Consider the following 25,263-nt stretch of genomic DNA (forward strand, 5'->3'; position numbering starts at 1 on the left):
TAATGTTTGTCATTCTAGTTTATGATTTTGGAGAAAAGAGAGTGGGAAAAGCCTTGAAATTATGTAGAAAATATTTGACCTGGGTTCAAAATTCCGTATTTGAGGGAGAACTTGGCATGGCTAATCTTAAAAAATTAAAAATAGAATTAGAGAATATTATGGATAAGAAAGAGGATTCCGTTATAATCTATAAGTTTAACAGCACAAAATACTCAAAAAGAGAACAAATGGGATTGGTAAAAAATTCTCAGGAACTTTTTATATAATTTAATAATTGGAGCTGATTGGTATGAGATTGAATATAAATTTAAAGTTTAAAGATTGTTTGAATTTACCCATACAGTATAATAATATACTGCAGGCAGTAATATTAAACTGGCTTGACAATGAAAACTATCAAAAATTCATACATGATTGTGGATTTAAATTTGAAAATAGAAAATATAAACTTTTTACATTTTCAAAAATATATGGCAAGTTTAAAATATACAGGGATAAGAAAATTATAAGTTTTTTTGATAAGGCCAATTTCACTGTTTCCTCCCTTGAAGACAGGTTTTTAAATTATCTTGTATTAAATGTGATATCAAAGGATAATTTTAAGTTTGGAAACAACATAGTAGGTATTGAGGGCATTGAAAGTGCATATAGTAAACTTTCTGAAAAAGAAATAGTGTATACAAAATCTCCTATAGTTGTTTATAGCACATTTGAAAATTACCAGGGCAACAAGACTTACTATTATAATCCTTTAGAGAGTGAGTTCAGTGAACTTATAAGGAGAAATCTGATACATAAATATGAAGCATATTATGGGGCTGAACCTTCAGATAAATATTTTTCAATAACTCCTTTGTATAGGGAAAAGTTAAAGCAGAGAATTGTAATGTATAAGGGATATGTTATAAAGGGATGGGATGGAGAATTTTTGATTCAGGGTTCAAAGGAACTTATGGATATAGCCTACAATGCCGGAATTGGCTCAAAAAATTCTCAAGGATTTGGATGCATTGAAATAAAAAGAAAGTAGAAACCTAGAAATAATGTTATAATACTTGTGGCTTATATTTTAGGTATAAATCAGAAGATATTTAGGAGGAACAACTTAATGTCTTATAAAGATTGTATTAAAATTTGGAGAGAAGGTATAAGTGAAGAATTGTTAGATAGATTTTTTTTAAAATTTACGTATTCTTCGAATAAAATAGAAAATAACGAGACAAGATTGAGAGATGTTGAAACCATCTTTAAGGGTAAAAAAGTTAAAGATTTTAAAGGAAATAAGAAAACGCTGGTGGAGATAGAGAACCACAGGGAGTTATGCAAAAATATTTTTAAATTATGTAAAGAATACAATTCTAAAGTATCTACTGACCTGGTAAGGAAGATGCATTATTCATTAATGAAGAACTGTTTTTCGGAGCAATTATTATTAAAAGGTGAAAGTCCAGGGGAATTTAAAAAAGGCGATTATATAGTTGGCTTACATGATGTTGGAGTAAGTCCTGATGAAGTAGAAGAAAATTTAAATTCTTTGTTTGAAGAAATTAATGAAGTAAAAATAAATGATAATAATGTTTTGACAGTAATTTCATATTTACACTGCTGGTTTGAGAGTATACACCCTTTTGCTGATGGAAATGGAAGAACAGGCAGGGTATTGATGAATTATCTTCTTATAGGCAATAATTTTCCGCCAATAGTTTTGTTTGGGAATGACAGGGAACAGTATTACCTTGCACTAGAATATTTCAATGAAACGCAGGAAATATCTAAAATGGTTAATTTTCTGGAAGATCAGGCTTATAAGACATGGATTAAAGACTATAATGTCAAACTTAAAAATTTAAAGGACTTTTTGGATTAGATGATAAAAGTATACCAATAATTTTTTCGTCGACCCTAAGTAGCGTAAAAAACTCCGGAGTTCGATAAATTGAGAAAATAAGATATTATAAGGGTTTGGGAATTTTGTTAACATTTCATTAACATATTGATATTTTCACAAACCCTGTTATAATAATATATAAATGGGATTTTAGATTACCTATAAGGAATTGAAACAAACGATAACCAATATAATTACACTATAAATATAAAACGATTTTAGATTACCTATAAGGAATTGAAACTTGTTTCCATATATAGTTACCTCCTTTAATAAATTACTGGATTTTAGATTACCTATAAGGAATTGAAACCACGTTGTTTAGGAATTGCTAAATTTCCATAATGCCAGATTTTAGATTACCTATAAGGAATTGAAACAAATTTCAGTTCTAATTGTTTCGGCCCATCTAACTTGGATTTTAGATTACCTATAAGGAATTGAAACCTCTTTAATAATCCATACAAAAATAATCTTCCTGCTTGGATTTTAGATTACCTATAAGGAATTGAAACAATATATTCCAACAGGAGCCAAGAATATAAGCATCAACGATTTTAGATTACCTATAAGGAATTGAAACTTTCCTCTTCCTTGTAAAACTCTTTGTCGAATAATTCAGATTTTAGATTACCTATAAGGAATTGAAACTTTGTATAGCCACAAGACACCTTGTCCTGGCTCTGTGATTTTAGATTACCTATAAGGAATTGAAACCAAATATAGATATAAGTAGCGAAAACGGCAACAAACAAGATTTTAGATTACCTATAAGGAATTGAAACAGAATATAGGCCATGTTTCTTTACCTATAACGCCATCGATTTTAGATTACCTATAAGGAATTGAAACCAGAAGTGTAGAGTTGAACTCCAGAATGGGAAATTAAAGATTTTAGATTACCTATAAGGAATTGAAACCTGTAAACCAGAATATAAGTTCTGTCATGGTTTATTCTGATTTTAGATTACCTATAAGGAATTGAAACGTAAGAATCCCAGGGCTATAATTGCTACCCATAATTCGATTTTAGATTACCTATAAGGAATTGAAACCTTAGTAGGTATGACAAAAATATAAAGTGTTCACCTAGATTTTAGATTACCTATAAGGAATTGAAACTAGTGTACAGTATATAAAACACTATACACTATTATGATTTTAGATTACCTATAAGGAATTGAAACCTGACTATATCCAAACAGAAATTAATAACAGGGGATGGATTTTAGATTACCTATAAGGAATTGAAACCAAATAATAAAGGATGATTCAGTATTTTACAAAGCTAAGATTTTAGATTACCTATAAGGAATTGAAACTGTGAAATATCCGAAGCAGAAGAAATATCAGAAGAACGATTTTAGATTACCTATAAGGAATTGAAACAAATATACAGTATACCAGATATAGCTGGAATACTGCCCGATTTTAGATTACCTATAAGGAATTGAAACATCGTATTGATGTAGATGTATCAAGTAGTAGTGAATTCGATTTTAGATTACCTATAAGGAATTGAAACCCATAAACTTATAGTATAATTAAATAAAGATTAAATGATTTTAGATTACCTATAAGGAATTGAAACCTTAAACATAATTGATCAGCTAACCAATTTTGTTTAAGATTTTAGATTACCTATAAGGAATTGAAACATTTTTGTTTCGACTCTGTAAAAGCTACTCATTCACCGATTTTAGATTACCTATAAGGAATTGAAACTTATTATTAAACTTATAAGGTGGTGTAAATTCTACCTTGATTTTAGATTACCTATAAGGAATTGAAACATTATATCTTGTATATTAGCTAAATCACTTTGTACAGGATTTTAGATTACCTATAAGGAATTGAAACCAATATAATTTAAATCAATTATACGACAGTGGCCTTGATTTTAGATTACCTATAAGGAATTGAAACATGGCAAACTCCAAAGTAAACACTGTTATCTTCTTTGATTTTAGATTACCTATAAGGAATTGAAACTTAATTAACTTTTCGTTATTTTCCCACATAGTAAAACAGATTTTAGATTACCTATAAGGAATTGAAACTAGACTGACCTGTACATGTTCTTCCCCACCATGTTTCAGATTTTAGATTACCTATAAGGAATTGAAACTAGTGTACCTGCCTTTCATGCGGGAGGTACAACAATGATTTTAGATTACCTATAAGGAATTGAAACCATATATTTGCAATGGTTACATTTCCAATTTCGAATAGATTTTAGATTACCTATAAGGAATTGAAACATATTTTTTTGGAAAGTGACTTGTTTTCTGTTATGGCGATTTTAGATTACCTATAAGGAATTGAAACGCCTTTTCTACTGCTTCATCTGTAGTTGCCGCTTCGTGATTTTAGATTACCTATAAGGAATTGAAACAAAGTATCATACTCTATCTCGTTAGTATCATATAAAAGATTTTAGATTACCTATAAGGAATTGAAACCCAACAAGTTGAGCATTATCATAACCCTCAGCTAACTGATTTTAGATTACCTATAAGGAATTGAAACATTTGAAAAAGTTCACGCAAAAATACTTTGGTATAAAGATTTTAGATTACCTATAAGGAATACTTTTTTACATCTGAACCTTGCTTATCCCCAACTTTCAATAAGATGGGGGATGTTAGTAACGGTGATTTTAAGTGGTGGTATACTATGCAGTGTGTTAAAATATAAAAAAGAATGGGCGAAAACCATATAAAAGGAGGTGGATCTGTAATGTGCAGGTTGAATCCTAAAGTAGATTTTGCATTTAAGAAATTATTTGGAAGTCCTGAGAATAAGGACATATTAATTTCATTTATAAATTCCGTACTTCCGGAAATTGAACAGGTAAAAGATATAGAATTAAAGAATCCCTATAACATAGCAAATTATAGGAAAGGTAAAATGACCATACTGGATATAAAAGCTGTGGATGAAAGAGGAACCTGGTATGATATCGAAATGCAGCTGGCAGAGCAGGGATATTATGATAAGAGGGCATTTTATTATTGGGCAAAGGTGTATTCAGACCAGATAGAAAGTGGAGATGATTTTGACCTTTTAAGAAAAACTATAGCAATAAACATACTTGATTTTGATTATTTGGATGAAAAGGATTTTCACAATGTATATAAGGTATACAATGAAAAGAGCAAGAGGGAATTCTCTAATTTATTTCAAATGCATTTTATAGAGTTAAATAAATTTCAAAAGGAATTTGTGGATTTAAAGACATCCTTAGATAGGTGGGCAGCTTTTTTAAATAGAGCCTATGAAATAGATAAGGACAAAATACCAGAAAAACTGGCAGAAGACAGTGCAGTGAAAAAGGCAATAGAAAAGCTTGATATTATGTACCTGGATAAAGAAGAAAGAGAAATATATGAAAATGATTTAAAAAGACTCCGTATTCAAAAAGCAGAAATTAAGGCTGCAGGAGCTAGAGGCAGAGAAGAAGGTAGAAGAGAAGGAGAAAATAAAAAAGCTATTGAAATAGCTAAAAGTCTCTTAGACGTATTAGATATTGAAATTATAGCATCTAAAACAAAATTATCTGTAGATATAATAAAAAAATTAAAAGATTAAAAGGCTTAATTGGGTTAAGTCTTTTAATCTTTTAATTTTCCGAAAGGATTTATATTATGGAGAGAATAAAATTTTTGTTATTTAGATTCTCTTGAAGTCCAGGTTCTTGACGTGTCCAAAACTCAGCCAGGAGATGTCATTATGACTGAATAGTTACATTATAAATCAGTATATGTTAAATAAAGAAATAATGTATAAATTTATAGTACAAAAAGAAGGAAATTGGAACTATTTATAGAATTATAATACAATATGAAAGAAGGTGAGAAAGTGCAGGAAGGTATATTGCAGATAGGAAATGCAGTATTGTCTGAAGGAGACATGCTCCGCAGTTTGGTTCAGGAACTCAAAACTACCAGAAAAAATAAACAGCTTTATGTGATGAAATTAAATTTTAATACTAAGATAAATACTTTAAATATTGATGTAACTGAAGAAATGGGTGAAAAAACTGCATTAAAATATCTATTTTTAGGAAAATCAGGAGGACCTGCTTCCCCTCAATGGTTTTCTTCCAGTACCACTATAAGTTATTTTTTAACGGAAACTTTTTTTAACTTAAAAAATAAAGACTTTGGTGAAGAGTTAAATAGTAAAATAAACCAGGTATTTAATGATTGTTATGTAGATTTAGGAGAAAATGTAAAAAATAAATACAGATATATTCTGGATCTTAAAAAGTTTGGTATGAGTGAGGAAAGTGTGCAGGATATATACTTAAAATTAAAAAATGAAAATCAGGAAGATAAAAAAATTACAGACAGGCTGGGAAAAGTATTAGAACAATATATCAAAGATAAATATGAATTGAAGTTTACTGAAATAGGCCTTTTCACCATACTTATAGATGACATTCCACTGTGTGATTTTAAAGATTATAGAGAGAAGGTGGAATGTGAAAAGTTAAAAGTTAAAGATAAAAAAATCAATAAAAAGAATAATCAATATTGTTCTATGTGTGGCAGTGACAGGGATCTTACGGAAGATTTAACAGCCATGCAAATAAAGTTTTATACCACAAATCAAGTAATATTCAGCAGCAATCTAAATAGAAAAAATTATTCTAAGAATATGATATTGTGCCAGAACTGTTTAAATAAATTATTGGCAGGAGAATCCTATATAAAAAATAATCTCAGCACAAGCTTTGCAGGGTTCAGTGTATATCTTGTACCTCATTTTGTATATGGAGAGCCTCTTTCAAAGGAAGGACTGGATTATATATCCCAAAGTATACAGAATTCTTTTAACACTGTAAAAAGTTTCGATGGTATAAGGGAAATGAGAATGAATACTCAAAATGCTATTCTTCTTGGGGAAGAAGATAGCTTTTACCTACTTAATCTTATATTTTACAAAAGTGCCCAAGCATCTACAAAAGTACAGAAGTTAATAAAAGACGTTAACCCTTCTATATTTGACGAGATTAATTACAATTCCACAAGAATCTATGAACTTGCAAAATCTATATTAGGCGATAAATGGAAAATATCAGTAAATCTTGGAAGCATATATTATCTCATTCCTATAAGAATGACAAGAGGAGAACCCAGGCAGTATAAAAACCTACTTTCTTTGTATGATGCACTTTTTACCAGAAGGAATATACAGAAAAATTTTATAATAGAAAATATTATAAAGGCAGTTAATATCATATATTTTGAAAAGGAAGGATTTAATATAAATTCAAAATACAATTCTATATACAGCACAATTTTAAACGGAAATTTCTGTATTGAATTTATGAGGCTTATGGGATGCATGAAGGAGGAAATAGCTATGGATACAGCGGAATTAAAATTAAAGGATAGTGTGAAAGATTATATAGAAAAAATGAAATATAATGAACAGGAAACAGCTATGTTTTTACTGGGATATCTTATAGGTGAGGTTGGAAATGCACAGTATAAAAGGCTTCATAAAAATTTAGGGGAAGGTAATACCACAAGTTCAACGGATTCAAAAAAACCCATATTGAATAAATTGAACTACAGCGGCATAGATAAAAATAAAATTATAAGACTTACCACAGAAGTTTTTGGGAAGATGAATCAGGAGAGTATAAGACACTATAACGAAGTGACCTTTAATGAACTTAAAAGACTTTTAGATGTAAATATTAAAAATTGGAAAATGAACAAGCAGGAGAATTTATTTTATATATTATCAGGTTATGGTTATAATACGGCAAGGGCGATGTTAAGTAGTAAAAAGAAAGAGGGGGTAGTTTCAAATGAACAACAGTGAAATATTATATCTTTATGATGCAAAGCTTTCAAATCCAAATGGAGATCCAGATGAAGAAAATAGACCGAGAATGGACTATGAAAGGGATATAAATCTGGTATCAGATTTAAGGCTTAAAAGATACATAAGAAACTATTTAATGGACATGGGTTATGATATATTTGTAAGGAAACTTGAGGATAAAACGGTGACCCCAGAGAAAATAATAGCAAGTTTAAAAAACAATGATGTCGATACTATACTTGATGAGCTCATAGATATAAGATTATTTGGTGCCACTATACCTATAAAAAACGATAATAAAGCTTTTATAGGTCCTGTCCAATTTAATTGGGGGTATTCCCTAAATAAAGTAGAACTTATGGAATCCAGTATAACTTCCCATTTTTCCTCTGATAGTTCAAATTCTCAGGGAGCTATAGGAAAGGATTATAGAGTAAAATACTCATTTTTAGCTTTTTCAGGAGTTATATCGGGTAAAAGGGCAGAAAAAACCAAACTGAAAGAGGAAGATATTGTATTACTTGATCAGGCTATGAAATATGCTATACCCCAGCTTGCTACCAGAAGTAAAATAGGACAGTATCCAAGACTTTATGTGAGAGTGGAATATAAAGACAGTAAGACTGTGCTTGGAGATTTTAGAGATTATATAAAGTTAGAGGATAAGACTGAAAATTTAAGAGCAATAAATGAATGTTGTATTCATGTAGAAGAACTTTTTGAATTTTTAAACAATTATAATGATAGGATATTTAAAATTCACTATTTTCAGGATAAAAATCTTCAAATAATGAATGGAGAAAGTGAATGTGAATTTAAGGAGGTATTTAAAGGTTTTCATTTAGAAGAAGTTAAATAGGAGGCAGAAATGGATATATTGATTTTTGATTTAAAAGGTAAATTTGCTCACTTTAGAAAATTTTATACGAATTCTTCCTCTTTATCTTACTCAATTCCCACAAGAACTGTAATTGAAGGTATAATAGGGGCCGCTTTGGGCATGGAAAGAGACAGCTATTATGAAATATTATCTAAAAATATGTGTAATATTGCACTTAGAAAACTCTGCAGTACCTATAAAATAATGCAGACTGTAAACTATATTAAAGCCACCAGTGAAAAATATTTGATAGAGCCAAAAGAACATACACAAATACCTTTTGAAATAGTTACATCTGAATATAATCTTGTGTACAGGATTTATATAAATTTACATGATATAAATATTATGGATAAGCTTCGACAGAGTATAAAAAATAAAAATTTTGAATATATACCTTATTTTGGTTCAGCTCCTTTTAATTGCAGTCTTCATTTTGTGGCCAGTATACATGGGAAAGAAACAGATTGTAATAGCTGGCAAGAGATAAGCTCTGTTGTGAATTCACAATATATATGCAGAGAAGGTATTGATATAAGTAAAAAGAATTTGTTTTTAGTAAAGGAAAAAATGCCTTCGGATTTTACAACTGAAAGGATAATAGGTGAAGTTAATTCCTATATATATGATGAAAATGGACAGAGTATAAAAGTTAAATTAAACTGTAAAGCTGTAAATGTAAAGTATGATAGTGTAGATGAAAATATAGTTTTTATGTAATGGAGGGTTCTTATGGAATTTTATTCCCACGATAATCCTGAGAAAAAAATGATAGAACATCTAAGAGAAGTTAAATCTCTAAGTGAAGATTTTCTGCCAGGGGATTTAAAACAAATAAATGAAATAATAAGTTTTACTCACGATTTTGGAAAATACACTACTTATTTTCAAAATTATCTTATGAAAAAGGATAAAAGCTCTGGGGAATTGAAGAATCATGGATTTATATCTGCCATTCTTGCAGCATATATTTGTTTTCAAGTATTTGAATCAAAGAACAAATATCCCCTTATTGCATATAGCTGTGTACTGCATCACCATGGAAATCTTCAAAATGTAGATTTGAATCTTCCAAAACAACTAAGTGGTGTAGATAGACATAAGGATGACAAGTTTTTTGTGGAAAAACTAGATAATTGCTTAGAACAACTGAAAGATTTAAATAACAATAAAAAATGGATAATAAAAGAGTATGATAACTTAGGATATGGAAAGTATATAGAGAAGTTTTTGAGTTTGAATTCTTTTCAGGATATACTTTTAGCTCTTAAAAAGATAAGTTTAAAAATAGATATGACAGGTAAAAGTGAAGATATATATTTTCTCCATCAAATGTTATATTCTGCTCTTATATCAGGAGATAAATTAAGTGCTTCAAATACCTCTTTACCCCAAGTTAAATTTGGAAGTTATGAAATGTTGGATAAGGTGAGAAAAGAGAAGTGTAGTGATAATACAGAGGACATAAATATAATAAGAAGTAACATATTTAATGAAGTCATGTTAAACATAGAAAAAAATTATTTAAGTAATGATATATTTTCCATAACTGCACCTACTGGAACAGGTAAGACCTATACAGGTTTTTTTACTGGATTAAAGCTTAATAAATTGTTAGGTGGCAACAGGAGGATAATTTATTCTCTGCCTTTTACATCTATAATTGATCAAAATTATGATGTAATTTATAAATTGTTTAAGTATATAAAAGACTTTGAAAGAGAGGACAACAGTTATATAATTAAACATCATAATCTGTCTTATGTAAGTTATAATTCCAAAGATGAGGATTACACCATAGATCAGGCGGAACTTTTAATCGAGAACTGGAATAGCGGAGTAGTTGTTACTACTTTTGTACAATTGTTACAAACTTTAATTGGCACCAGGAATAGAATGCTCAAAAAATTTGATGCAATAAGAAATTCAATTATTCTCCTGGATGAAATTCAGGCACTTGATATTAAATATTATAATCTAATAGATACTGTATTAAAATGGTGCTGCACATATTTAAACTGCAAAGTTATATTCATGACTGCCACAAAACCTATAATTTTAAAGAATGCGTCAGAACTTTTGGAAAACAGCAGAAGGTATTTTGATCATTTTAATAGAACCAAATTGGTACTTAAATTAAACCCTGTAACAGTGGAAGAATTTTTAGAAGGATTCAATGACAACATTAAAGATGAATCTTATTTGATAGTGTGTAATACGATTTCACAATCTTTAAATATATATAATAATTTAAATTTTCCACGTAAGAAGGTGTATTATTTGTCTACTAATCTGCTTCCTGTACATAGAAGGACTATAATTAAAGAAGTGGAGGAAAGACTTAAAAACGGGGAAAAAATAATACTTGTATCCACTCAGGTAGTGGAGGCAGGAGTGGATTTTGATTTTGACAATGTTATAAGAGACATTGGCCCTCTTGATTCCATAATTCAATGTGCTGGCAGGGGAAATAGAAATGGACAAAAAGGTATGTGTAATGTCTATGTTTACTTTATGGTAAATGAAAGTGGCAGTTCTTTTGGCTCTATGGTATATGGCAAGGGCATTATTAATATAACCAAAGAAATTTTGGAGGGTTCAGATATTATTCAGGAAAAAGATTATTTTGATTTAATAGAAAAATACTTTAAAAAAGTAGAGGATAATGTGAATATGGATGATGTATCTCAGGGGTTTTTGAAGTCTATGAAAAAATTATATTTTAAAAAGGAAGACTATGACTATAGTTTGGATAATTTTTCGCTGATTAAAGATAACCCTGATTATTTTGATGTGTTCTTTAGAATTAATGATGAAGCAGAGGAAATCTACAGAAAATTCTTAAAGATGATTGAAGAAAAACATATAAAAAAGAGAAAAATTATGTACCTTGAAATAAAAAACAAACTTAAAGATTATACTTTGTCTCTCCCCAGCAAAGAGGTATCAAATTTTCAGGGCAAATTTATGTTGAATGTTCCCAAGGAATCTTGTGATTATTATTACCATAAAAATACTGGATACAGACGGGAGAATAATGATAGTTTTATGATATTTTAGGTGTAATTTTTTCGTCGACCCTAAGTAGCGTAAAAAACCCCGGAGTTCGATAAATTGAGAAAATAAGATATTATAAGGGTTTGGAAATTTTGTTAACATTTCATTAACATATTGATATTTTCACAAACCCTGTTATAATAATATATGAATGGGATTTTAGATTACCTATGAGGAATTGAAACTTAAATCTGGTAATGTTATACCTTTCTTGTCTGCCATGATTTTAGATTACCTATGAGGAATTGAAACATTTCTTTGCTATTGCTGCGCTAATAATGCCATCCAAGATTTTAGATTACCTATGAGGAATTGAAACTTTCTTCTTTTGGCGGTTTTGGCATTTCTGCCAACTTGATTTTAGATTACCTATGAGGAATTGAAACATACCATAGGTGCATTATCTTCAGATGCTAGTGCTGGATTTTAGATTACCTATGAGGAATTGAAACTATTTTAATCTATTCATATAAGATATGTTTTTACTCGATTTTAGATTACCTATGAGGAATTGAAACTCTTTTCCTCCGCTAATAGAAACATTTATATTCTCAAGATTTTAGATTACCTATGAGGAATTGAAACATTAAATACTTAGCACATACGATACCCTTAATTTCGGATTTTAGATTACCTATGAGGAATTGAAACTCATAACAAGTGCGAAGCATCGGGTATTCACTACAAAGATTTTAGATTACCTATGAGGAATTGAAACTTTATATAACCACAGGACACCTTGACCTTGTCCTGGATTTTAGATTACCTATGAGGAATTGAAACTATCTATCTTCATTCCAATAATCGCATTTGCCCTCGTGATTTTAGATTACCTATGAGGAATTGAAACACACATTGCAAACGGATGTAACGAACTTGCAACAAGATTTTAGATTACCTATGAGGAATTGAAACCTGGGGAGAATTACAATGGAGTGCAGGTAAAGCCATAGGATTTTAGATTACCTATGAGGAATTGAAACTTAATTATAAAGCTTTTATTTACGATATCCTCACAGGATTTTAGATTACCTATGAGGAATTGAAACCTTTTGTAATCCAACGCTTCATCAAAAGTATCAAATCGATTTTAGATTACCTATGAGGAATTGAAACTTTTTGACGCTCTTTCTAGCATATCAGATGTTACATGGATTTTAGATTACCTATGAGGAATTGAAACCCGTAAAATTTAATGCTGATAGTGTTCCAGATGAAATTTTAGATTCTGACCGTGGAAGAGTGCTAATTATAATTTGGAATACCTTTAAATTAGAAAATACATGATAAATTGAAACCTCCTTTCCAAAATTCCATTGAATAGAACAGATATAAATATAAGAAGGAGGAGTGACTGTGAAATGCCTCATTTGTGATAATTGCGGTTGGCAAAATAATGTACCTAATGAAAAAGGATCTGATTTATGTGTTTCTAATAGAATGTCATTAAAACAAGCTAAATTAGTTTATAAAAACGGTGAAAAGACAAATTAAAAGTATTTGTTAGGATTTCAGATTAACTTATAAGGAACCTAAATAGATTTAGTAAATATTTAGAATAAATATTCTCAATTACAGCTTTTAAATACAATATGATTACCCCTTTAAAATTAAGGAAATTTTAAGAAATGGCTGATAAACTTTAATTGCATGATAAATGTTTTATAATAGGTATAAGTATAATGAAAATTAGATACCTGAAAAGCGAAAAATATCAGCTATATTTTTGCCATTTTTAAAATTAAAGGGGTGATATTCATGAATACTGTAAGTAATGATCAAAGTACAATCAATTGGTATAATCAAAGTATTCAAAAAATTTTAAGTTCACAAGTTCAAACTTCTACAAATGAGGACAAAAATAAAACAGAAGGTTCTGTTGGAAGTATAGGACAAGCATACCAAAGTTCTATTTTTGCTGGTGGCACATCAAACATAATTAATCCTCTGGATAATTTAGTATCTAATGGGACTATTACTGAGGATCAAGAAACTATCATACAAAATGCTTTTAAAGCTGCTTTTAAATCAAACCAAACAAATTCAGGAACATATAATAAAGTGTCTAACCCGCTAGATAATCTGGTATCTAGTGGAATTATTACTCAAGAACAAAAAACTGCAGTAGAAAGTAATTTTAAACCTGCTTTTAAACCAGGTGAAACAAAAGAAAACAATAATGTAAATCCATTGGATACTCTTGTATCTAACGGTACTATTACCCAAGAACAAGAAGACGCTGTACAATCGGCTCTTAAAAGTGTTTTTTCAGAAAATGAAACACAGCAAAAAAGTGATAATGGCTTAACTTCAATTTTAGATAACCTGGTATCTGATGGTACTATTACTCAGGATCAGGAAGATGCTATAAAATCTACCTTTGAAAGTGTCTTTGCCCAGAATCACATGCAGGGAAGAAGAGATAATGGAGTGGAGTCTGTTTTAGATAACTTGGTATCTGAAGGAACTATTACACAAGAACAAAAAACTGCAATACAAGAAAGTTTTAAATCTGCTTTTAAGTCAGGTGAATCAGAAGAAAATAATAATATAAATCCATTAGATAGTCTAGTATCTAGCGGAATTATTACTCAAGAGCAAGAAAATGCTATACAATTTGCATTTGAAAATGCTCGTACGAAAAATGAATCACAAGAAAAAGGTAATGATATGTTAACTTCCGTTTTAGATAATTTAGTATCTGATGATACTATTAGTCAGGAACAGGAGGATGCTATACAATCTGCTTTTGAAAGTATCTTTGATGAAAGAAAAAAGCAAGGAAATAGCAGGATAGATTCTATTTTAGACAATATGGTATCTGCTGGAACCATTACTCAGGAACAGGAAGAAGCCATACAAAGTATATTTCAATCTAATATTTAATCTTAAATTTACTAAAAGTAAGTATATATTAAATATACATAATTTTGAATAGAATTATATGAGCATTTTAAATTGATAGGGGCTGCCATCATAAAATATATTTAAGTGATGGCAGTTTTTTAAGGTTGCCCAATTTTCTAAACAAATTATGGAATGAATCTGCAGGTCAGCTGCTGTAAAATCTCAATCTATCTGCTATATAGTATACAAAGAAAATGGATTCTTTTTTACATAATTACTATATATGGTTATTTTACTACTTCAAAGTATATTTTTATTCAATTTTTTATACAAAAAACAATTTTCTTCAATAAATTTAAAAATATGGCGCTGAAATATATTGTAATATGGCGGTATTTATTGTAATATAATAGTAAGATTTATAACTTGAAGAATTTAAATTAAGAGGTGATAAAATGAAACTTAATAAAATTAAATTTAATAAGTTAATGTGTCTTGTAATTACTACATCAATAATTGGTACAAGCATTTTGACCCTTGGTTTTAATGCTGAGGCTGCAGATCCAGTTACAAGCACTATTTCTACAGGAACTACAACAGGAACTACAACAGGAACTACTACTGATACTGGTAATAGTAATGTACAAAATATTACTAATTTGCCTACATTAAAATATAGTTCTACAGGACAGTACGTTTATTTACTTCAGAGTTATTTTAATATTATAAAGGTATGTAATCCTCAATTGCCGTCTACTTTTTCTCAATTGGAAGTAGATGGAGTATTTGGAGCTAAAACTCTAAATAATGTAAAAGTTTATCAAGAATATAAAAACTTAACTGTAGATGGTGTAGTAGGTCAGCAAACATGGAATGCACTGCATAAAGATATAGGTTATTAAGTTTGACTGGAATAATATTAAGTAGTATTTAAATGTATAAAGATAAAAATAAAATTTTTAAAAATTAAAATCGTTATAAATTATAGTAAGATCGCTAAATCTCAATTTAGCGATCTTATGTGGTATATATTAAAAAATAATTTGGGCGTGTTTTTTAAGTCTATTTTCCAGGATTTATAAACATCTGAACCCAATACGGAGTGCCGTTTTTATCTTTGGCAACTCCAACTCCAATTTCAGTGAAATTAGAATTCAATATGTTTGCTCTATGTCCTGAAGAATTCATCCAGGAATCCATTACTTCTGCTGCATCTTTTTGTCCATAAGCTATGTTTTCTCCTGCTGCCGTGTAAGTAATACCGAATTTTGTCATCATATCAAAAGGCGAGCCGTAAGTAGGTGAAGTATGGCTGAAGTAACCTTTATCAATCATGTCTTGAGCTTTTGCTGTAGCTACTTTGGATAATTCAGCATTGGCTTTAAGAGGAGACAATCCATTTTTACTTCTTTCTACATTAACTAATCTAATTACTTCATTTGCTTCTGCACTTATAGTAGAAGTTTGTCCACTATTTTCTGTTGGCTTAGTAGCTTGTCCGGCATTTCCGGTATTTGCTGTACTACCAGTGTTTTCTGTTGGTTTAGTAGTATTGGTTCCTGTGTTGTCAGCTGATGGTTTAGTAGTAGAAGTATTATTTTTGTAGATATTTTTATAAGCATTTTTTGAAGTAATAACTGTGCAGTTTTTAAGACAATTCTTAATATTAGAATAGTTATTTAGATCACATTTTAATGAAATTTGATGTACTGATGGACTGCTGCAGGTATTTGCTGCGGCTTTTGCCATAGTAGGCATAATAGTTGGTATGCCTGATGCAATAATTAATGATGCAATTAACAGTTTGATTTTTTTATTCATAAAGTAAACCCCCTAAATTTTCGTGAAATCATATAAATTTCACCTTAAGTTTTTGCATATTTATTAAAAACTTATTTTAGAGTATAAATAATAAATATGAATAAATTAATGCTATTTCGTGAATGAATTACAAATATTTTTAAAAATCATCAGAATATTATGGTATAAAAATTATATTTTTCATTCATATGTAAAATTATGAATAAAATAAGTAATTTTTTTGTTTATATGGATATTATAATAAAATAATAAAATTATACAGAATATATTTATTGTATAATACATTTTTTCTTTTTTTAAGTATAATATTTTAATTTTTTCTATTATATATGACGAATTAGTTTTATAAAATGAAGTGAAATTAATAATGAATATATCTTTTTAAATATTTCAATATTCTTAATAATTATATTATAGATTTTTTTTATGTATTAATAAAAATAAATAACTTATTAAGATTAATTATGATTGTTATATTTTTTATAAAAGATTATATATCAGAATATTTTTTATATGTATTTTGTGGCAAGTATATGAATATTTAATGTATAATTGTATAGTGTACTTTAAAGAAATTTAAATTTCATATTGACAAAAAAATTAAACACATTATAGTATATTTAAATCAAAAATGAGTTAATTAAATATAGATTTTTTATCAAGAGAGACGGAGGGACTGGCCCTATGATGTCCGGCAACCAGAAATTTTGTATTTCATGGTGCTAATTCCAGCAGGTATTAATATGAAAAGCCTGATAGATAAGAGACGGTTAGGATATGAGCTTTCTGAAGTTTCTTCAAGGAAGTTTTTTATTTTAGCAGTAAATCTAAAATCTCATAAGATAATGAAAAATATATAGAATTGACTGGCTATTTTATATTGAGTAATGAATTGGAGGGAAAAATATAAAATGAGTGATAACAATAACTTCGATTTTATAACAAAATGCGTTCATATAGGAAACGGAATTGAGAAGGAAACAGGAGCTATAAGACGGCCCGTAACTATGGCATAGAAGCAGCTCTTGTAGATACTTCCAATTTGGAAGAAATAAAGAAGGCAATAAGGCCAACCAGGAGCAGATTTAATTTTTATATAAATCTTGCTCCTGGTTATTATAATGACATATTATTAGAGTTTATCCAGATCATAAGGTGTTTCTTGATATACATAATAATTAAGCCAGTTTAAAAATAGCAGATTAGAATGGCTTTTCCAATTTGATAAAGGTGTTTTATCTGGATTATTATCTGGAAAATAATTTTTGGGTATATCTATAGGTAAATTTAGTGCAGTGTCTCTTTCATATTCTGATTTTAATGTTAAAGTATCATATTCAGGATGTCCTGTAACAAAGATCTGACGTCCTCCTTTTGTGGTCACTATATAAACACCTGCTTCCTTTGACTGGGATAGTATTTCTACTTCGGGAACTTTTTCTATATCTTCTTTTTTTACAAAAGTATGCCTAGAATGTGGCACATAAAATACATCATCGAATCCTCTGAAAAGTTCAATATTAGGCTTGTTTATAGTGTGGGAGAAAATACCGGATATTTTTTTGTCTAAGGTATACTTTGGAATTTTAAAGTGGTGATAAAGTCCTGCCTGAGCTCCCCAGCATATATGTAATGTTGAGTAAACATTTTTAGTACTCCAGTCCATAATTTCAGTTAATTCTTCCCAGTAGTCTACATCTTCAAATTCAAGTTTTTCTACAGGTGCACCTGTTATTATCATGCCATCAAATTTTCTGTTTTTTATTTGTTTAAAGGTTTCATAATATTTAATTAAATACTCTGCAGGAGTATTTTTTGAAGTATGAGATTTTAAATACATTAAAGATATATCAACTTGTATAGGTGAATTACTTAGCAATCTTAAAAATTGTATTTCTGTAACAGTCTTAAGTGGCATTAAATTTAATATAACTATATTAAGGGGTCTTATATCTTGGATTACTGCATGATTTTCATTCATAACAAATATATTCTCAGCTTTTAATACTTTAGAAGCTGGAAGATTGTTAGGTATGTTTATTGGCATAAAATTCCTCCTTGTTAATGGTTTTGCTATAATCAAATAAAATCTTATTAAACATTCCAATTTAAAATAAAAAAAGTTATTTTCCTGTAAGAAAAATAACTTTTATAATAGATTGTTTTAAAACTATTTTCCTTATCTCTCAGAAATAATCTGCTGGAATTAACACCATACATTCTAACAAAATGTTGGTTGTCGGGTTTCATAGGGCCAGTCCCTCCACCGCTCTTGATAAGATTTAATTTGATTTTATATTACATATTATACTAAAAGTTTATTTTTGTCAATAATTTGTTTTAAATGAAAAGCAATTCATTTAAAGTCCTGATTCCCTGAACTTGTGTTCCGAAATTTCTGTTAAGTTATGTAAAGGCCTTTTTAAAAGAGATAAGAGTAAAAACACACAGGAAAAACCACCCATTGCTATAAAATCTTTATATACATTTTCCCATAAAGGGCCCCCAATGGCTTCTCTAAATCCCATTATAGCATAGGTGAAGGGCCAAAAGGGTGCAAGTGTACTAAATATTTTAGGGAGAGTTTCTATAGGGTAAATCCCTCCAGCTCCTGCAATTTGAAAAACCATAATTATTACTGCAACTGCTTTTCCTATATTCCCCAATATTGATGCCAGCGTATATATGATAATAGTAAATGTAACACTGCAAGCCAATGATACCAATAACATAAGTCCTATACTTTGAGGATGAACTTTTAATAGATAGACATCTCCCAGTATAATAATAATAGTTTGTATAAAAGATAATATTAAAAACAGGATTAATTTTCCAAAATAGTTATGTGATAGGGTTATTTTTCGACCATCTTCAAAATTTTTGCAGTGAAAAGATAATATAGAAGATAATAATAGTACTCCTACCCATATTGCCAGTGTAGTATAAAAGGGAGTCACTGCATAGCCGAATAATCCTGAATTATAAACTTCAATATTTTTTATATTTATAGGAGATGAAAGCAAGGTTGAGAGTTCATCCGGGTTTTTCTCCATAAAATCTATTATTTCATTTAGGTTTTCTTCATTTAAATTTTCCATTTTAGAACTTAATTCATTTAGTTTGACCTGAATATCTTCTAATTTTTTATTTAAACTATTAGTTTGGCTCACTGAAGCTTTACTGCTTAATATTCCAGAGTTAGCTAGGGTATTTAATTGGGGAACAAGAACTTTTGTGGATTCTAATATGGAATCTATACTATTTAAGCCATTTGTCAGATTATCTGTTATAATGTTTACTGCTTGATAGGTGTCTAGATAAAAAGCATTAGATGCAGAGACAATATTCATGGATATTTGATTGCTTAAATTAGATAGTTCATTTATAACTGAAGTAATGTTATCTTTAGAGGCATTACTGTTAATTAAAGATTTCAATTTATTCAAATAGTTTTTTTCAGTTTGTACTGAATCTTTTAGTGTATTAAGTGAAGCTATAAGTTTACTTGCCCCCTTATTAGGCAGAAAATCATTAATAAAATCCAGAATTTTTAAAGTATCGTTAATTTTTTTAATGAGGGAGTCATCCAGATTAATTAATTGATTTATTACAGTGATATTTAAATCCGAACCAATATCTGTTCTATTTATATTATTTAAATTTATCAAAAGACTCTGTATTTGATCATTTAAAGATTGAATTTCATTTATGTCATTATTTAAGTTGTTTTCTGTTGAATTCAAGGTCTGTTTGGTGGACAGAACCAATAATTTGCTTTGTGCTAAAATATTTTGGACACTATTTATTTGCTGTAACAATTTGGGGAAATCAGATTTTTGAGTATTTAAATATTTTTGCAGTTCCTCTGAATTAGTATTTATTTCTGATATGTATTTTTTTATGTCATTAATACTAGAAACAGTTTCAGGAATAGTGTCTTTTAATTGTATAATTTGAGGTTTATCTGTTTCTAAATCCTTTCCCAGAGAGTTTAACTCCCTAAAAACCTCCTGGCTGGCTGTTTTTATAAAATTACTTTTTATTTTGTTTATTAAATTTGTCTTTGCAGAGTCTGTAATTTTAGTAGCTACAGCATTTAGCTTTTCATTAGATCGATATATTATATTAGGTTTTTCAGGACTTTGAGTTGTTACAGTGAGCATTTTGCTGGAAAAATTCTCTGGTATTTCAATCAATGCATAATATTTTCCTGTATTCAATCCGTAGTTTCCCTGCCACTCATCTATGAATACCCAATCAAGGGCTGTATTCTTTTTTAACTCTTTAACAACTTCTTTACCTATGTTTATATTTTTATTATTGAAGGTGCTTCCGTTGTCATTGTTAACTACAGCTATGGGAAGTCTTCTTGTGTTCATTTCCCCATAGGGATTCCAAGAAGCTTTTATGTTAATCCATGCATAGAGAGAGGGTAAAATGCAAAATCCTAAAATTATCATAAATACCGAGGGATTCTTTATTATATTAGTTAAATCTCTTTTTAAAATTTTAAATATAATCTTCATATACGATTACCTCCAAAGCTAACCTATTCTCCTATGCCTGAATCTTTAAATTTAACTTGAAATTTATGGATTTTATTATGCAGCGGTTCCTTGAGAAATAAACCGATTAATATAAATGACACTGAAATTAAAATCAATGCGGAAAAATCTAAAACTACAGTGGATATAAGTGGACCTGCCACAGCTTCTCTAAAACCACTGACAGAATAAGTAAATGGGAATAGGGGCTGAAGTATCCTGAATATCAATGTCTGAAGTTGTATAGGATAAGTGGCACCACTTCCTGCTATCTGTATTATGAGAAGAATAATAGAAATAGCCCTCCCGAAATTACCAAGTATGGATACCAGTGTATATACTATTACTGCAAATGTAACGGATGATACAAATGCAACCATTATCATAAGAAAAACATTTACCATTTGAACATGTAATAAAAATTTGTCTCCCAGGATGACAATAATGCCTTGTATTGCTGCCAGAGCTGTAAAAGTAAGTAATTTTCCTAGATATTTTTCCTTCAAAGTGAGATTTTCACTTCCCTGGAAAGGGCATACGTCCACTCTTAATAAGGTTACAAGCATAATGGAACCTACCCACATGGCAAGAGCGGTATACATGGGAGCCATAGAGGAACCAAAGTTAGAAACGGTATATATATTTTCTTCTTTTACATCAAAGGGACTTGATATAAAATCTCCCATTAATTCAGGATTGTTTTGCAGTATAGTGATTATTTGTATTATATCGTTGTTTGTGACCAATTTTAACTCATTGCTCAATTTATTTATATTATCTTTAAATTGGAACAGTTTATTGTTTAATTTGCCAGATTGTTCAGTTACCAGTTGACTTCCTTGAATTAAAGTATCCATGGCATTATCGCCCTGCTTGTTAAAATCTTGAATAGATTTTAGTATGGAAGAAGTATTATCTGTATAGTCAGTAATTTCTTTGGCTATTGAGTTTAAGGCACTTCGTGTATTATTGTTGTAATCACTTTCAGCATCTATTAACTGGGCTTTTAAATTTGTTATATTATGTAACATGGAATTCAGTATATCTTCATTGACTTCATTAGTATTAGTAAGTTCTTTTTTTAGCTCTTTTATACTGTTTTTTTCATTTTTTAAGGATTTTTGTATATTATTTAGAGACCTTAACAGATTAGATATTTTGTCAGTGCTTTTAAAATTACTCATTTTTTCTAAAAAGTCAACAATTGGATCAATTTCATTAATTAATATATCAATTTCATAACCAATTTTATCTGCAGTGGAGTTTATACTTGAAGAATTTGCCTCTGAAATTAAGGAATTTAAATTTTCAAGTAAATCTTCAGTTCTATAGATATCACTCTTGGCATTTTCAAGATTTATGGCAATATTGTCAAAGGTATTGTTTAGTGAAGGCTGGATGGAGTTTATAAAGTCTCTGTTGCCTTCATTGTTTGATGATAAAATATTTATGCCTGAATTCATTAGAGGAAAACTGGTTTTTATTTCATTTAATATGGGAGTTAAGTTGCTGGAATTATTTTTTATATTTCCGAGAACATAGGTTATAAGTTCCATATTGTCATTTAATTTTATAATATTATCTTTTAATTTTATAATATCGTTTTTGTTTTTATCTGCATTTTCTCCTAGGATATTCAAAAATGAAAAAATAGTTTTATTCACAGAGTATATGAAGTTGGATTTTACTGAATCTAGTAAAGTATCTTTAGCAGAATTAGTTATTTTTGATATAAGGGGACTGTTCTTTGTATCTACTTTGTAAATAATTTCTGGTTTTTTGGGATTATCGGAAGTTATACTTACAAGACGAGAAGAAAAATCTTCCGGGATCTCTATCATGGCGTAATAAGTCCCGTTTAAAATACCTATACTGGCTTTTTTAGAATTGACAAATTTCCATCCAATTTTATGGTTGTTTTTTAAATTATCAACAATATTATTTCCGGCATTTATATTTTCACCTCTAAAACTTGTACCATTATCCTTATTCACTACAGCTATAGGGATATTTTGAGTTCTTATTTCTGCATAGGGATCCCAGACAGCTTTTATGTTAATCCATGCATATAGGGAGGGTATAATGCACACTCCTGTAATAATGAAAAGTGCCATTGGATTTTTTATTATACTTTTCATATCCTTTTTAAATATTTTTATAATGTTTCGTATCATATTTAAACACTCCTGTAAATCTTAAGTAATTCATATTTCAGATGGAGTTTGATATAAGTTATAATTTTCTCCTTATGAAATATTAAAAGATGAAATATTAAAAGAATTTCTGTAATATTATATGGCATTTAATTATATTACTGACTAGTCAGTAATATAATTAAACATCTTTTTTGTACAGGTGTCAATAAATTAAACTATGATATTTAATGACTGGACTATTTAGCCTGTGAAAGTAAATTTAAACTTATGAATCACCTATATACTGTGATAGCAATATTTAAGTAAATTATATAAATTATTTCACTTAAAAGATAGCCTTTGAAGAAGTATATCTAAAAATTTAATAAATTTTTAGATATACTATATATAATAGTGATATTTTGTGTAAAGGAGGTTTTGATTATTACAAATTTATATAAAAAGAATGTGAATTTAGAGAAATCTATTGAAAGAATAATTGAAAAAGATGATATGTCAGATTCCTATCTTAGGGGATTTTATATAATTTATGGATTATTATGATATAATATAACAATAGGAGTTATTAAGTGAATTGTGTTAGTAGTTATAAATTGTTAACAATATTGACACATAAGTGTAATAACTATTTGGTAGTATGCAGTAATATTCATTATCATAAAATATTATAAAAGCCTTTTTAGGCGGAAATGGAGAAAATTATTATGAAATTTAAAAGTAAAGGTATATCTAAAAAACCAGGTAGGCTTTCCAGCTGCATTGTTTTTTATATTGCTGCTTTGGTAACAGCCCTCATGGGAATTGTTTTATTAGTAAACAATGTTATAATGTTTAGAAAAACTGTAAATCAATATGTGGCTCAGGGATACTCTGCAAATATTGTACTGGAGCAATTAGTTCCATCCCAATTATTACCTGGAATATTCCAGTGTATTGGCCTTTATGGAGGAATTACCTGTATCTTAATAGGCATAGGTATAATTAATAAAAAACTTTCAAAATTCTTTGGTCAGTTAGATAATGGCAATCATATTCCACAGGAGGATGTTGCAGCACAAGAAGTTATAGATATAAATGAAGTAGAAACTTTAGAAGACATAGAGAATAAAAATGATATGGAAGCAGAACATAAGAAAGAAAATACAGAAAAAGGTAATGAGAATGAAAACAATGATATAAAAGATGCAGAAGAAACAAATAAAGAAGGGTAATCATATAAAAATATTTGCTTTTTTAATCTTAAGTCAGTACATATTAGACATATAATATAAATGAGAAAAATAAATTATATTATTTTATTCCAATATTAAAAAAAAGATTATATAATTTAATTAAAACAAAAATATGGGGGATGTTTACTGATGGATTGGAAAGAAAAGTATATTTATGAATTATGCAGTAAAACTATTGATGGCGAAAAGGCATTAAATGCAATTAATAACTTTGCAACTGAAATGAAAGATGTACTAGATAAATATTCTATAAAAAATTCTACTATAGAAGTTAAGGAAAATGAAAATACTGTTAAAGTTTATGGCAATGTTATAAAATGGAATATTACTGGAGAAAAATTCGAATTAAGTTCTAATAATGGCAAAAGTATAAATATATCTGTTCATAAAAATAAATATAAAATTAGATATTGCGAAGGAAGTCATACTAAGAAATCAGGAGTGTACATTTTAAATAATAGTGATGCATACAATTGTTATGTAGATGAGGCTTTTCAATACTTACTAATGACGGATAATTAAAGTTAATCTTCTCTTATATTAAAATCGATATGTAAATTATATTACAGTATAAATAAAAAAGAATGGTGGCAATATATAAACGTAATTTTAAAATGTTAGACTAAAGATTTGCGATGTGGGAGGAGAATAGATATATGAATATTAATGATAAAAATTTACAGGAAGCCAGACAATTGAATAAGCAATCTAGAAATAAAAAAGGAACTGCATCAAATTCCATGGGTTCTCTATCAAATAATGCCTCAACTATTGAGGAAACCAGAAGATTAAATCAGCAGTCAAGAGAAAAGAATAGTTCTACAGGATTTACCAGTAATGTAAATAATTTAGAAGAAACTAAAAGGCTGAATGAAAAATCAAGACAAAATAAAGGCAAATAGATAACTGATTTTATCCTTGGAAGGTGTAGGAAGAATCCATCATATTATAATAACTTATTGTAAGTTGATAAGGTATTTAATGTGATGGATTTTAG

19 protein-coding genes, 2 CRISPR repeat arrays and 2 riboswitches are annotated in these 25,263 nt (G+C 28.9%); of the genes, 15 read left to right on the plus strand and 4 right to left on the minus strand.

Annotation, left to right across the window (positions count from 1 at the left end; all coding sequences use genetic code 11):
- Positions 1–2 precede the first annotated feature (2 nt).
- The 11 genes from cas2 to V7Q02_RS00570 all read left to right on the plus strand — a co-directional run bounded on the left by cas2 (position 3) and on the right by V7Q02_RS00570 (position 15,415).
- A complete protein-coding gene (gene cas2, locus V7Q02_RS00520; RefSeq protein WP_333858997.1) occupies positions 3–266 on the plus strand; it encodes a CRISPR-associated endonuclease Cas2 in 264 nt (87 codons plus the stop codon).
- A 23-nt stretch (positions 267–289) separates the two neighbouring features.
- Positions 290–1,030, plus strand: coding sequence for a CRISPR-associated endoribonuclease Cas6 (gene cas6, locus V7Q02_RS00525; protein ID WP_333858998.1), 741 nt, complete (start codon positions 290–292; stop codon positions 1,028–1,030).
- Positions 1,031–1,108: 78 nt separating this feature from the next.
- Entirely contained in the window at positions 1,109–1,867 is a 759-nt protein-coding gene (locus V7Q02_RS00530; protein WP_333858999.1) for a Fic family protein, read from the plus strand.
- A 167-nt stretch (positions 1,868–2,034) separates the two neighbouring features.
- Positions 2,035–4,484: a CRISPR direct-repeat array (repeat unit 30 nt; unit sequence GATTTTAGATTACCTATAAGGAATTGAAAC).
- Positions 4,485–4,627: 143 nt separating this feature from the next.
- Entirely contained in the window at positions 4,628–5,479 is an 852-nt protein-coding gene (locus V7Q02_RS00535) for an Rpn family recombination-promoting nuclease/putative transposase (RefSeq protein WP_333859000.1), read from the plus strand.
- A gap of 252 nt (positions 5,480–5,731) precedes the next feature.
- A complete protein-coding gene (locus V7Q02_RS00540) occupies positions 5,732–7,726 on the plus strand; it encodes a TIGR02556 family CRISPR-associated protein (protein ID WP_333859001.1) in 1,995 nt (664 codons plus the stop codon).
- Positions 7,713–8,588 carry a type I-B CRISPR-associated protein Cas7/Csh2 gene (cas7b, locus tag V7Q02_RS00545; protein ID WP_333859002.1) on the plus strand — a complete coding sequence of 292 codons (876 nt, stop codon included), beginning with the start codon at positions 7,713–7,715 and terminating at the stop codon, positions 8,586–8,588. The genes V7Q02_RS00540 and cas7b overlap by 14 nt, the downstream gene beginning before the upstream one ends.
- A 9-nt stretch (positions 8,589–8,597) precedes the next feature.
- The gene (gene cas5b, locus V7Q02_RS00550) at positions 8,598–9,329 is read left to right on the plus strand and encodes a type I-B CRISPR-associated protein Cas5b (RefSeq protein ID WP_333859003.1); all 732 of its coding nucleotides are present in this window, start codon (positions 8,598–8,600) and stop codon (positions 9,327–9,329) included.
- Between the two features lie 12 nt (positions 9,330–9,341).
- A complete protein-coding gene (gene cas3 / locus V7Q02_RS00555; RefSeq protein ID WP_333859004.1) occupies positions 9,342–11,669 on the plus strand; it encodes a CRISPR-associated helicase Cas3' in 2,328 nt (775 codons plus the stop codon).
- Between the two features lie 152 nt (positions 11,670–11,821).
- A CRISPR array of direct repeats spans positions 11,822–12,849; the repeat unit is 30 nt; unit sequence GATTTTAGATTACCTATGAGGAATTGAAAC.
- Positions 12,850–13,022: 173 nt separating this feature from the next.
- Positions 13,023–13,160 (plus strand): hypothetical protein, encoded by a 138-nt coding sequence (locus V7Q02_RS00560; RefSeq protein WP_333859005.1) that lies wholly within the window; start codon positions 13,023–13,025, stop codon positions 13,158–13,160.
- A gap of 264 nt (positions 13,161–13,424) precedes the next feature.
- The gene (locus V7Q02_RS00565) at positions 13,425–14,552 is read left to right on the plus strand and encodes a hypothetical protein (RefSeq protein ID WP_333859006.1); all 1,128 of its coding nucleotides are present in this window, start codon (positions 13,425–13,427) and stop codon (positions 14,550–14,552) included.
- A 416-nt stretch (positions 14,553–14,968) separates the two neighbouring features.
- Complete coding sequence (locus tag V7Q02_RS00570; protein ID WP_333859007.1) at positions 14,969–15,415, plus strand: peptidoglycan-binding domain-containing protein; 447 nt, start codon at positions 14,969–14,971, stop codon at positions 15,413–15,415.
- Between the two features lie 160 nt (positions 15,416–15,575).
- On the opposite strand, the gene V7Q02_RS00575 is transcribed toward V7Q02_RS00570, so the two are convergent.
- From V7Q02_RS00575 to V7Q02_RS00590, 4 genes are all read right to left on the minus strand, one after another.
- A complete protein-coding gene (locus tag V7Q02_RS00575; protein ID WP_333859008.1) occupies positions 15,576–16,334 on the minus strand; it encodes a CAP domain-containing protein in 759 nt (252 codons plus the stop codon).
- Between the two features lie 652 nt (positions 16,335–16,986).
- Positions 16,987–17,100: riboswitch (SAM riboswitch) on the plus strand.
- Between the two features lie 366 nt (positions 17,101–17,466).
- Positions 17,467–18,381, minus strand: coding sequence for a homoserine O-acetyltransferase MetA (gene metA, locus V7Q02_RS00580; protein WP_333859009.1), 915 nt, complete (start codon positions 18,379–18,381; stop codon positions 17,467–17,469).
- A gap of 129 nt (positions 18,382–18,510) precedes the next feature.
- Positions 18,511–18,616, minus strand: a riboswitch (SAM riboswitch).
- Between the two features lie 78 nt (positions 18,617–18,694).
- Positions 18,695–20,860, minus strand: coding sequence for a YhgE/Pip domain-containing protein (locus tag V7Q02_RS00585; protein WP_333859010.1), 2,166 nt, complete (start codon positions 20,858–20,860; stop codon positions 18,695–18,697).
- A 23-nt stretch (positions 20,861–20,883) separates the two neighbouring features.
- Complete coding sequence (locus V7Q02_RS00590) at positions 20,884–23,052, minus strand: YhgE/Pip domain-containing protein (protein WP_333859011.1); 2,169 nt, start codon at positions 23,050–23,052, stop codon at positions 20,884–20,886.
- A 399-nt stretch (positions 23,053–23,451) separates the two neighbouring features.
- Here V7Q02_RS00590 and V7Q02_RS00595 point away from each other — a divergent pair, with 399 nt between their 5' ends.
- The 4 genes from V7Q02_RS00595 (at position 23,452) to V7Q02_RS00610 (ending at position 25,168) form a co-directional block, all read left to right on the plus strand.
- Positions 23,452–23,577, plus strand: coding sequence for a hypothetical protein (locus tag V7Q02_RS00595; protein ID WP_333859012.1), 126 nt, complete (start codon positions 23,452–23,454; stop codon positions 23,575–23,577).
- 161 nt (positions 23,578–23,738) lie between these two features.
- Positions 23,739–24,245 (plus strand): hypothetical protein, encoded by a 507-nt coding sequence (locus V7Q02_RS00600; RefSeq protein ID WP_333859013.1) that lies wholly within the window; start codon positions 23,739–23,741, stop codon positions 24,243–24,245.
- Positions 24,246–24,395: 150 nt separating this feature from the next.
- Positions 24,396–24,788, plus strand: a complete 393-nt coding sequence (locus V7Q02_RS00605; RefSeq protein ID WP_333859014.1) for a hypothetical protein — start codon at positions 24,396–24,398, stop codon at positions 24,786–24,788.
- A 134-nt stretch (positions 24,789–24,922) separates the two neighbouring features.
- Positions 24,923–25,168 (plus strand): hypothetical protein, encoded by a 246-nt coding sequence (locus V7Q02_RS00610; protein WP_333859015.1) that lies wholly within the window; start codon positions 24,923–24,925, stop codon positions 25,166–25,168.
- The last annotated feature ends 95 nt before the right edge of the window (positions 25,169–25,263 follow it).

Origin of the sequence: Clostridium sp., from assembly GCF_036781005.1 — a bacterium.
Taxonomy (GTDB): Bacteria; Bacillota; Clostridia; order Clostridiales; family Clostridiaceae; genus Clostridium_B.